This is a genomic window from Verrucomicrobiota bacterium (genome assembly GCA_037139415.1).
Classification (GTDB): Bacteria; Verrucomicrobiota; Verrucomicrobiia; order Limisphaerales; family Fontisphaeraceae; genus JBAXGN01.
The window spans coordinates 49,252-59,483 of record JBAXGN010000016.1 but is presented as its reverse complement, the minus strand read 5'-3'; the positions used below and the strand labels follow the sequence as shown (position 1 = coordinate 59,483).

Here is a 10,232-nt window from a genome sequence, read left to right as displayed (position 1 = left end):
AAGTTACGCAATTTTTTGCGCGAACGCAACATTTATCTTTACGAAGTCAAATTAAGCCCACCAGTGAAACGCCCGCCGCCACCAACAATAAACGGACCATGGACTCGTGAAGCTCGGTCTCAATGTCATCAAGGCTGACGCTGGCGCCGAAACAATAGGCCCGGCCATGCCGATCCATCGCGGGAACCAGCAGCATCCGCCCGTGGCCCCACTGATTGTGGAACGTGCTATACACCGGCTGCATGGTGTTAAACGCCGCGTCGAAGGAATGGGGATCCCGGTGGACTTCAAAGAAGGCGGCATGATCCGCCTTGCGGACATCTTTGCCGGGCGAGGTGGCGGTGGTAAAAACCACCTGGTTGCTGAGCCGCAGGCAACTCCAGAGATACTGGAGTTCAAGTTCGCGGCAAGTCTTGTTGTTCTGATCCACGATGCGGTTGTATTCGTCGCGGGACACGGAGTTCTGGTCCACGATGCGATCATGGTAATCCACCGGAACCACCGCGCGGGCCAAGCTCACCGTGGCTCGGAGCTTCTCGTCAATCCCGTGCAGGAAGGCATTCTTTTGAGCGGTATAACTCGTGGCGGCAAACGCCAGCGTCATGAGGACAATCAGCAGCCCAACCAAGGCAAACAATTTGTATCTGATACTCATAGTGAGTTCACGGGTTGGGCAAAAACTGATACCGTTGATCCCTGGCAGGCAAACGGCTTGACGTAACCCGGTTGAAGCCATCTCCGGGTTCGCGGGCATAATCCAGTACCGTCATTACACATACCAAAGTTACGTTCGCAATCCGGCTGTAGCTGAGCAATAGACACCTGCTTTGGCGAGCGTTTTCTGCGAAAAATGGCCATTCGTTTTTCGCCATGGTTGCATTCCCAAGACCACCGTGGTATAGCCGGTCATGCATGTTCCACCAAAGTTAATTGCGGGCGATGAGATTCGGGTACTGGCGCTTTCACGTTCGCTGGGGGGTGTGATGCAGCCGGGTGGGTTCACGGAGCGTGATGTGGAATTTGCTGCTAGCAGGTTGGAAGCCTTGGGGTTGACTGTCAGTTTCGGGCGCTGGGTCAGGGAGTGTAACGAGCATCTGACTGCGACTCCACAACATCGGTTGGAGGATGTTCATGAAGCCATGACCAATCCAGCGGTAAAGGCGATCCTCGCAGTTTCCGGCGGCGTGGGAGCCATTCAATTGCTGGATGGCCTTGACTACGACCTTATCGCCGCGCACCCGAAGATTCTTTGTGGTTACTCGGACATTGCGTACCTGTGCAATGCCATTTGCGCCCGTGCGGGCGTGACGACCTATTACGGGCCGAACTTCACCAGTTTCATGATGCGGCGGGGAGCGGACTATACGCTTCACAACTTCCGTGAATGCCTGTTTGGAATCGTTCCCCACATTTTGCAACCAGCCGACACTTGGAGCGATGATGCCTGGCATAAAGATCAGGAGAACCGCACGTTCCATGCCCATGACGGTTTTTGGCCGATCCAAGACGGCGAAGCGGAGGGTACCATCCTTGGCGGGAGTTATTGGTGTTTGAACATGCTGCAGGGTACGAACTACTTTCCGTCTTTACGGGACACCATTCTTTTTGTTGAGCACCCGGCGGAGGGGAAAGCGACCCTTATGGGATTGGATAGCGGCTTGCGCGCGCTCTCGTTCCAACCTGAATTTTCGGGAGTCCGGGCGATTGTGCTGGGGCGCTATGCCCGGAACGGCGGGGTGACGCGTGAAAATCTGACCGCGCTCGTCCGGCAGATTCCCGCGCTGAAGCACCTGCCCATCATTGCCAATTGCGACTTTGGCCATACCACGCCGTCGGTCACCTTGCCAATTGGAGGTCGCTGCCAGTTGCAGGCGGCTGCAAACCATGTCTTCATCCGGATATGAACGCGGCCTTATTCCAAATCGCTATCAAGCTCATTGGAATTACAATGATTTTGCCAGCGGCAGAAGGTCGTCGAAATGTTTGTCGCAGTATTCGAGTTCCAAACTGTGAGTGGCGGCACAGGCAGCGATGACAATGTCACTGATGGGCGCGGTAATTCCTTTTTCCCGGCAACGGAAAGCCAGCTTGGAGGCGAGCCGCCAAACCGCTGCGTCCACGGGAATACGGTCAATCTCGTTTTCCACTTCACTCAGCTCGCGCTTTTCTTTTGCACCCCGGACGCCATGCCATAGTTCGACCAGGGTAATGTCGCACCACGCTGCTTCGCCGCTCAAAACGAGCGCTTCAACCCGGTCGCTGGCTTCGGATTCGCGGCCACGCAGGTATTCCACCCAACTGGATGTATCAACGAGCTTCATCGGGCCTTGGGGATATCGGTGGCGCGCATGGCCTTCAAGTCGGCCGGTGTCATGAAATCACGGAATTGACCGCGTACGCGGGCGTTCAGCGCTTCCAACCGTTTGAGGCGGTTGAAGCGTTCCACGGCGGTCACCACGGCTTCGCGCTTCGTTTTCGCGCCGGTAAATTTCATGACTTCATCCATCACACCGTTTGGAATATCAATTGTTGTTTTCATGATTCCAAAGTACTTTAGTTTGGAATCTTGTCAATGGCCATTTGGAATCCCAAATTTGTTTCACGAACCGCTTGTCTTTTTGTGGAACGTTAAAAATATAAAATGGCAAAACGAGATAGCCTTTTCCGGTTCGCTATTCTTTCTCAAACGTCACCACTTGCCCATTCTGCAGGGAGACGAACACGCGCCCGCCGGAGCGACGTTTGCCCATCATGGTCCACGCAGCAAACCTTGGTTGGCGGATTCATCCGTAAAAGATTGGAATAAGGGTTTGACACGCACCCCGGCAAATACTAAGCTTTCCCCACTAGCAATTATGGCTGATAACGTACCATCGGGGCCGGCTGGCGCGGTGCCGCCGAAACCCGCAGAAGCGAAGGTTCAACCTAAAAAGGAAACCGTTCGTATATCTTTACCGCCGAAACCGACGGCTGCACCAACCATCAAGCTGCCGACGCTGCCTCCAGCCGCAGGCGCGGCTGCCCCTGCGGGAGCGCCCGCCGGCGCCGCGGCGCCGCCTACGGTATCCGCACCCCATCCTGGCACGGTTCCGTCAACCAAGCCGGTTGCGCTGTCCACCTCGCGTCCTGGCGCTGCCCCAGCGCCACCGCCCACCGTCGCCGCGCCCCAAAAGCCTGGCTCTCCGGTTACCACCCCGCCAGGAAAAGCGCCGACCGTCGCGCCCAGCCCGGTGGCTCCCGTGGCTCCGGTCGTGCAAAAACCGGGACCGAAAGTCATCTGGGTGGATTATGTGCTGGCCAGCACGGCGTTACTCGCCAATGCCGCCGCCCTTGCGGTCATGTTCATTTTGAAGGCACTGTTCGACGCTCAGCAGTAATCATCACCAGCACAATTTGATTTCGTCATACGCTTATGGCATCGCCCAATATTGTCATCATTACGGATAAAAATTTCGAGCAGGAAGTCATGAAATCGCCGGTGCCCGTGCTGGTGGATTTCTGGGCGGAATGGTGCGGCCCCTGCAAAATGATCGCGCCCGCTCTGGATGAAATCGCCGGCGAATACGCTGGCAAGGCCAAAATCGCCAAGGTCAATGTGGATGAAAATCAAACCCTGGCGGCCAAATTTAATGTCATGTCCATCCCCGCGTTGTTCCTGGTCAAGGGCGGGCAGGTGATCGGGCAGGCGGTTGGCGCCAAATCCAAATCTGCCCTCAAAGCCATGATTGACGGTGCGCTGAAATAGCGCTGAAGGTAGGCAGCCATGCTGCCCATTACCACACCCGGCAAGCTTTCCCGCCAAGCCGAATTTTATCGGCAGCTCAGTTCCCTGACCTCCGCTGGCTTGGGCATTGTCGCCGGTTTGCAGCACGTCCAACACAATCCTCCCAGCGCGGAGCTTGGCCAAATGGCGCTGGTGACCCTCCAAGAAATCGCGCATGGCCGGACCTTTGCGGATAGCCTTGAAAAAACCGGCGGCGTTGTGCCAGCCTTTGATTTGGCGCTGATCCGCGCGGGAGAACTGAGCGGTCGGCTGGATCAATGCCTGCATCTGTTGGCGGATTATTATGACGACCGCGCCCGGTTGGTCAAACAGGTCATTTCCGAACTGGCGTATCCGGCGGCGCTGTTTCACTTCGCAATTTTAAGTTTCCCATTTCCCGATTTGTTCGTCACGGGCAACGTGTGGGTGTATGCCTTCAAAACCCTGGGCGTGCTGCTGCCGGTCTATGGGGCCGTCTTGGCGTTGATTTATGTGATGCAAGGTCGCCATGGCGACGCTTGGCGCGCCCGTATTGAGCAGATTCTCCACCGCGTGCCATTGCTGGGCAAGGCTCGCAAAAACCTGGCGCTGGCCCGGCTGGCGGCGGCGCTGGAAGCCTTGATCAGCGCGGGACTGCCCATCTTCAAGGCCTGGGATATTGCGGTGGATGCCTGCGGTTCGCCCGCCTTGCGGCGCGCCGTCCATTCCTGGAAACCAGCTTGGGCTTCCGGACTGACGCCGGCGCAAACTGTCCAGGCCAGCCCGGAATTTGGCGACCTGTTCAAGCGTTTGTACCTGAGCGGGGAAGTGAGTGGTAAATTGGATCACGAACTGCGCCACTTGCACACGCTCTATCAGGAAGACGGCACCCGCCAATTGCATCAAGTGGTCCAATGGCTGCCGCGCCTGGTCTATTTCGGCATCATGCTTTTTATCGCCTACCGGGTGATCAGCTTTTATCAAGGGTATTTCAACCAGATCAACGAATTGACCAAGTAAAACTTCCCCTTGACCAGAAAGGCCGGGTAGGCGAAGGTAATACCACGGTGCCAGCCCGCACCGGATTGACGAAAGCAGGTTTTGCTTATGGCTACAAGTAACAGCGCCAAAATGAAGGCCGCCTTCTCGCTCTTAGCGCCGGCGGCCAAGGATGTCATGGTGGCCGGCGATTTCACCGGCTGGGAACTCTCGCCAAAGACCATGAAGAAAAACAAAAGCGGCGAGTGGAAACTGGTCCTTTCCCTGGCCCCTGGCCGTTATGAGTACCGGTTCCTGGTGGATGGCCAATGGTGTGACGACCCGCAATGCATTGAGCGCGCTCCAAATCCTTTCGGGGGCGACAATTGCGTGCGAATCATTGCCTAGCGAACCAATCCGCGCTACGCCACCGAACGACCGATGGATGCCCCGGGGTATCGTTGGCCGGGGTGTGCATTTTTAATGGCGGGCGGGATGAATTGCATCCATGTTTACCCGTGGTTGAGTAGTGATGGCAAACAACGAATCGCAAGCCGATATGCAACGAAGAGATTTTTTGAAAGTCGTGGGTAGCGTGGCGGGTGGCATGGCCGTGGGTGCGCCGCCCGCATTTAGCAAGGCGTCGGACCTGGAAAATTTCCCGCATCCCAGTGGCACTCCCCGGCGCGTGCTGGGACGCACCGGCTTCAAAATCTCCATCGTCGGGTTCTCCGGATTTGCGTTGCAGCATGCCGAATTGGATGCCGCCCAATGCAAAAAAATCGTCCACCAGGCGTTCGCGGGCGGCGTGAATTATTACGATGTCGCGCCCGCCTACGGCAAGGATGGCCTGTGCGAGGTTCGCTTGGGTGAAGCCTTGCAGGGGCTTGATCGGCAACAGTATTATCTGGCCTGTAAAACCAAGCAGCGCGAGAAGGACGGATGCCGCCAGGAACTCGAACGCTCGCTGACCCGGCTGAAAACCGACCATTTCGATGTGTACCAGCTTCATCACCTGCGCCAAACGGAAGATGTCGAAAAAGCGTTGGGGCCCGGCGGGGCGGTGGAGATGCTGGTCAAAGCCAAAGCGGAGGGAAAGATTCGCGCGATTGGTTTTTCCGCGCATACCACCCGGGCAGCGGTTGCTGCGCTCAAAGGCTTCAAGTTCGATACCGTGATGTTCCCGATCAATTTCGTCGAATACTTCAACATCGGATTTGGCAAGGAAGTGCTGGAACTGGCAAAGAAAGAGGGCGCTGCTGTGCTGGCCATCAAACCGTTGAGCCAGGGGGGCTGGGCCAAGGATGCCGAGCGCAAGCGCAAATGGTGGTATCGCACCATGGAGGAAATGGAGGATATCGCTTTGGCCTATCGTTTTTCCCTGTCACAGCCCGGCGTCGTCGCTGGCTTTCCTCCGGCCTGGCCGGATTTGCAGGCCAAAGCCATCGAGGCCATCCGCAACTATCGCCCCATCTCGGATGACGAAGTGAAAAAACTCCAGGAATGGGCAACGAAATGCAGTTCCTTGTTCAAACGCGATGAAGAGGCCGTGGCCCTGAATCAATCCCATCCAGAGGCATACCCCGAAAATCCGGAATCCTGCTACCCGTGTGAGTGGGTGTGAGTCAAAAACCGGCGAGAAGATAGAAGTTTGAAATCAGGATTTGGTCCATCAAATCCGAAGTCCGGGGACCGAGCACCGAATTCCGCAACGGTGGGGACGGGTTTTTCTGATTATTTTTCCCCATTTATGGAAACGCGTATTTTTATCAACGCACTCGCGGCTGCATCCGCAGCTTTGGCGGCGGTGTCATCGCCTTGATTGATGCACACCAGCACCGCAAAATCCCGGCGCGGTGCCACCCAGGCATTCGCATAGAACATGGTGTTGCAACCCGCGTGATTGAGCACGGTGCCGCCGCCCCATCCCCGCTGTACCACCAGCCAGCCCAACGCGTAGTCGTCCCCGGTCGGCGGCGCGTGCAGCGTTTTGTAGGTGTCGGGTTGCAGTAGCGCGGTCTGACCGCGCGCCCCGCGTAGTGTGTCCGCAATGAATTGAGCCCAATCCTGCATGGTGGCATGCACCCGTCCCGCCGGCCCCATCACCGGCGGATTATCTACGTTCGGCCCGTTGGTCGCCACCGGCTTGCCCGTCTTCACGTGTCCCCACGGCTGGTCAATTTGTCCCGGTGTCCCCAATCCGCCAAACCCAGTGCGGGTCATTTTCAAGGGTTGAAAGATGATTTCGGTGATGGCTTCCTCCCAAGGTTTCTGTGCCACGGCTTCCACGATCGCGCCAGCAATGACGTAGCCCAAATTGGAGTACAAATATTTGGAACCCGGTGGATGCAACGGCGCTGCTGTGAAAGCCTCGCGTACGGTCTGCACGCGTTGCTCCATCACCGTTCCGCTGTGGGAAAGGTTGTGCCAGTTCAGGTTGGCGGGCAACCCGGCGCGATGCTGGAGCAATTGACGGATGGTCACCCCGGCAAAATCGCGATGAAAGGAACCGGCCAGCGTAGGCAATACCTCCCGCATCGGGCTGTCCCAAGCCAGCTTTTTCCGTTCCACCCAATGTCCGATTAGCACCGCCGTCATGGCTTTGGTATCGGAGCCCAGATGCCATTGATCCACCAAGGTCGCCGCAATGTCCGTTCCGACTTTGCGCACGCCCGTCACGCCAATCGCCGACAAACCTTTGGACGTTACAATCGCCCCCGCAATAGCGGGAACCCGATGAGTTTGCCGGATTTTGGCCAAGGCATCAGTAATGGCCTGATGGCCAGCCGTGGCCGCCAGCATCTGGCGGCATGGCAAACACGGTGCCAGGATCAACCCGCCAGCGGCCAACCGCATGGTGCGACGCAAAAATATTCGCCGGGGCGTCATACCGGAATCAGGGTTGCGGATCGCCAACCTTGCGCGCTTGATCCAATAACACGGCGCATGGTTCCAAACAAGGGATCAAACTTTTTTCCGCTGCGGAGTCGGGCTTCAAACCGGCAACCGTCCATAGTCGGCGTTTCAAGCAGGCTTTCGGATGGCAACATGCTCGGATCACGCGAGCTGCCTGCTCATCACTTAATTGGGCCGTGCGCCGGTACATGCCAGTTTGGCGGGCAGTGAATTCTCGGTAGTGAGTGATGGGCGGATTGGAAGTCTGCGCGGCAAACCAATCCGCAACCGCCCCCGGATAAAGATGGTTCAAGGCCTGCTCCAGTTCCCCCTCGGAAGCCGCATAGCATCGCCAGCCCTGCCGCAGATCGGGCGCGGCATGGAGCGGACGATAGGCGCATTGTTCGGTGGATTGCGCCAACTTGCGCAGATCGGCGACCGCCAGTGTATTAAGTTCGGTTGCGGGTGCGGCGGCATTTTTCAGATGCCGCAGTTCAAAACCAGTCTCTTGCGGGCAAATCAATACTTCAGCCATGGTCAGTTCCGGCCCAATTTGCCGTCCCAACGCCGTCATGGCTGGATTGTTAAAAGCGCTCATGATGCCTGAAATACATGCGTTATCGTTGCGGCTCCGTACCCCCTCACCCCGGCCCTCTCCCTTGGGGAGAGGGAGGGCATTATCCGGCCGAGGGAGCGCGTTTCGAGGTTAGAGTCGGAATTTTTGTTTTCCAGAAAATTACAAAATAAGTTATAGGAAATTGCTCTGCCCTGCGAGTCTTCCCGCCACGCGGGAACGCAACCAATACCATGGGAGTTTTCATGATGCTGGATGCGTGATTCCCTCTCCCCGAGGGAGAGGGCCAGGGTGAGGGGGTAGGGCACCACATTCAGCCCCACCGCCCAAATCTCTCCATGGCCTTTACGCCGTTTCCACATCCTTTTCACAAGCACCGGGCTAATGCCGGAAATGGCGCACGCCCGTGAACACCATCGCCATGTTGCGCGCATCTGCGGCGGCGATGACTTCACTATCGCGCACGGAGCCGCCCGGCTGGATGGCGGCAGTGGCACCCGCTTCCGCCGCCGCAATCAGACCATCGGGGAACGGGAAAAAGGCGTCGCTGCAAACCACGCTTCCTTGCAACGGGAGCTTGGCCTCGCCAGCCTTCCACACCGCAATGCGGCTGGAATCCACCCGGCTCATCTGGCCCGCCCCAACTCCCAGGGTGCGGTCGCTGCCCGCATATACGATGGCGTTGGATTTGACGTGCTTGACCACCCGCCACCCAAACAGCATGGCATTCCATTCCGCCTCGGTGGGCTGCCGCTTGGTGACGACTTTGAACTTGGAACGGTCCGCGCCTTCCAGGTCGCGTTGCTGGAGCAAATAGGAATCCGCGCCCACACTGCGCACCTCCCATGGATTGGCCGAAAGCGGACACTTGATCACTTTGATCAGCCGCAGGTTTTTCTTGGCCTTGAGAATGGTCAACGCCTCGGCGGAATAGTCCGGTGCCACGATCACTTCGCTGAAAATTTCGCTGATGGCCTCGGCACACCCCTGATCCAACGGCTGGTTCACCGCAATGATGCCGCCAAACGGAGCCTGTTTGTCCGTGGCGAACGCCTTGTCCCATGCCGCGCGCAGGGTGGCTCCCTGGCCCATGCCGCAGGGATTGGTGTGCTTGAGAATCGCCAGCGTTGGGGCATCCTTCGAGAATTCCGCGATCAACATCGCGGCGGCGGTCAAATCCAGGATGTTGTTATAGGAGAGTTCCTTGCCGTGCAGTTGCTGGTAATATTCGTGGAACTTGCCATAGAGCGCGGCGGCTTGGTGCGGATTTTCACCGTAGCGCAACGGCTGCGCCAGCGGGGCGGAAATGGCCAGGGCTGGCAAGGGCGTGTTGGCCGTGGCAAACGTTTTGGTCAGGTGCGCTGCGATGGCGGCGTCATAGGCGGCGGTGCGGGCATACACCTTGGCGGCCAGGGTGCGCCGCAATTCCAGCGTGGTTTCGCCGCTGGCCTTAATCTGGTCTCCCACCACGATGTAATCCGCCGGGTCCACGATCACCGTGACACTGTCATGATTCTTGGCCGCGCTGCGCAGCATCGAGGGGCCGCCGATATCAATATTTTCGATCGCGTCGTGCAGGGCGACATTGGGTTTGGCAACGGTTTGCTCGAAGGGATAGAGATTCACCACCACCAGGTCAATAGGCGGGATGCCGTGCTCTTTGGCCGCCGCTTCATGTGCGGCGTTGCCCCGGATGTAAAGCAGGCCGCCATGCACCTTGGGATGCAGCGTCTTCACCCGCCCATCCATCATTTCGGGAAAGCCGGTATGGGCACTGATATCCTTGACCGGCAGGCCCGCCTCGCGGATGGCCTTGGCCGTGCCGCCAGTGGAGAGGAGTTCCACTCCGGCAGACACCAGAGTTTGAGCAAACGGGATCAATCCGGTTTTATCGGATACGGACAAAACTGCGCGTTGAATTTTCGCCATAATTCTTGGGGCGACAACATCCCAGAAGTGCCGCCAGAGTCAAACCTGAAATGGCCGGAACGATTGGAAAAAATAGGGAAGGAGAACTCCACCGGGAAAACCGGACGGCAGAAA

At 57.6% G+C, this 10,232-nt stretch carries 12 protein-coding genes; 6 read left to right on the top strand and 6 right to left on the bottom strand.

The features are described from left to right. Positions 1-46: 46 nt before the first annotated feature. Complete coding sequence (locus WCO56_04720) at positions 47-655, bottom strand: hypothetical protein (GenBank protein MEI7728848.1); 609 nt, start codon at positions 653-655, stop codon at positions 47-49. A 253-nt stretch (positions 656-908) separates the two neighbouring features. On the opposite strand from WCO56_04720, the gene WCO56_04715 reads away from it, so the two are divergent. Further along, the gene (locus WCO56_04715) at positions 909-1,904 is read left to right on the top strand and encodes a S66 peptidase family protein (GenBank protein ID MEI7728847.1); all 996 of its coding nucleotides are present in this window, start codon (positions 909-911) and stop codon (positions 1,902-1,904) included. A 39-nt stretch (positions 1,905-1,943) separates the two neighbouring features. Here the strand turns inward: WCO56_04715 and WCO56_04710 are convergent, their stop codons facing one another. Together WCO56_04710 and WCO56_04705 are read right to left on the bottom strand one after the other, a co-directional pair. After that, positions 1,944-2,321, bottom strand: a complete 378-nt coding sequence (locus WCO56_04710; GenBank protein MEI7728846.1) for a PIN domain-containing protein — start codon at positions 2,319-2,321, stop codon at positions 1,944-1,946. Continuing rightward, entirely contained in the window at positions 2,318-2,539 is a 222-nt protein-coding gene (locus tag WCO56_04705) for a type II toxin-antitoxin system VapB family antitoxin (protein MEI7728845.1), read from the bottom strand. Before WCO56_04705 ends, WCO56_04710 begins: the two co-directional genes overlap by 4 nt. 316 nt (positions 2,540-2,855) lie before the next feature. Between WCO56_04705 and WCO56_04700 the strand changes: the two genes are divergently transcribed. The 5 genes from WCO56_04700 (at position 2,856) to WCO56_04680 (ending at position 6,344) form a co-directional block, all read left to right on the top strand. Beyond that, positions 2,856-3,377, top strand: coding sequence for a hypothetical protein (locus WCO56_04700; protein MEI7728844.1), 522 nt, complete (start codon positions 2,856-2,858; stop codon positions 3,375-3,377). 35 nt (positions 3,378-3,412) lie between these two features. Next, entirely contained in the window at positions 3,413-3,745 is a 333-nt protein-coding gene (trxA, locus tag WCO56_04695; protein ID MEI7728843.1) for a thioredoxin, read from the top strand. An 18-nt stretch (positions 3,746-3,763) separates the two neighbouring features. Next, complete coding sequence (locus WCO56_04690; protein ID MEI7728842.1) at positions 3,764-4,762, top strand: type II secretion system F family protein; 999 nt, start codon at positions 3,764-3,766, stop codon at positions 4,760-4,762. Between the two features lie 87 nt (positions 4,763-4,849). Continuing rightward, the gene (locus WCO56_04685) at positions 4,850-5,128 is read left to right on the top strand and encodes an isoamylase early set domain-containing protein (GenBank protein MEI7728841.1); all 279 of its coding nucleotides are present in this window, start codon (positions 4,850-4,852) and stop codon (positions 5,126-5,128) included. Between the two features lie 151 nt (positions 5,129-5,279). Further along, on the top strand, positions 5,280-6,344 hold the full coding sequence (locus WCO56_04680; protein ID MEI7728840.1) for an aldo/keto reductase: 1,065 nt from the start codon (positions 5,280-5,282) through the stop codon (positions 6,342-6,344). A gap of 110 nt (positions 6,345-6,454) precedes the next feature. Here WCO56_04680 and WCO56_04675 read toward each other — a convergent pair whose 3' ends face one another. The 3 genes from WCO56_04675 to purH form a co-directional block, all read right to left on the bottom strand. Then, the gene (locus WCO56_04675) at positions 6,455-7,588 is read right to left on the bottom strand and encodes a serine hydrolase domain-containing protein (GenBank protein ID MEI7728839.1); all 1,134 of its coding nucleotides are present in this window, start codon (positions 7,586-7,588) and stop codon (positions 6,455-6,457) included. A gap of 28 nt (positions 7,589-7,616) precedes the next feature. Further along, a complete protein-coding gene (locus WCO56_04670) occupies positions 7,617-8,213 on the bottom strand; it encodes a DR2241 family protein (GenBank protein ID MEI7728838.1) in 597 nt (198 codons plus the stop codon). 357 nt (positions 8,214-8,570) lie between these two features. Then, positions 8,571-10,118, bottom strand: a complete 1,548-nt coding sequence (purH, locus tag WCO56_04665) for a bifunctional phosphoribosylaminoimidazolecarboxamide formyltransferase/IMP cyclohydrolase (protein MEI7728837.1) — start codon at positions 10,116-10,118, stop codon at positions 8,571-8,573. Positions 10,119-10,232 lie beyond the last annotated feature (114 nt).

Excerpts from the sequence above, each read along its gene's own strand:
- WCO56_04680 (MEI7728840.1), top strand. The coding sequence starts at position 5,280 with ATGCAACGAAGAGATTTTTTGAAAGTCGTGGGTAGCGTGGCGGGTGGC.
- WCO56_04670 (MEI7728838.1), bottom strand. The coding sequence starts at position 8,213 with ATGAGCGCTTTTAACAATCCAGCCATGACGGCGTTGGGACGGCAAATT.
- trxA (MEI7728843.1), top strand. The coding sequence starts at position 3,413 with ATGGCATCGCCCAATATTGTCATCATTACGGATAAAAATTTCGAGCAG.
- WCO56_04700 (MEI7728844.1), top strand. The coding sequence starts at position 2,856 with ATGGCTGATAACGTACCATCGGGGCCGGCTGGCGCGGTGCCGCCGAAA.
- WCO56_04705 (MEI7728845.1), bottom strand. The coding sequence starts at position 2,539 with ATGAAAACAACAATTGATATTCCAAACGGTGTGATGGATGAAGTCATG.
- WCO56_04715 (MEI7728847.1), top strand. The coding sequence starts at position 909 with ATGCATGTTCCACCAAAGTTAATTGCGGGCGATGAGATTCGGGTACTG.
- WCO56_04690 (MEI7728842.1), top strand. The coding sequence starts at position 3,764 with ATGCTGCCCATTACCACACCCGGCAAGCTTTCCCGCCAAGCCGAATTT.
- WCO56_04685 (MEI7728841.1), top strand. The coding sequence starts at position 4,850 with ATGGCTACAAGTAACAGCGCCAAAATGAAGGCCGCCTTCTCGCTCTTA.
- purH (MEI7728837.1), bottom strand. The coding sequence starts at position 10,118 with ATGGCGAAAATTCAACGCGCAGTTTTGTCCGTATCCGATAAAACCGGA.
- WCO56_04710 (MEI7728846.1), bottom strand. The coding sequence starts at position 2,321 with ATGAAGCTCGTTGATACATCCAGTTGGGTGGAATACCTGCGTGGCCGC.
- WCO56_04720 (MEI7728848.1), bottom strand. The coding sequence starts at position 655 with ATGAGTATCAGATACAAATTGTTTGCCTTGGTTGGGCTGCTGATTGTC.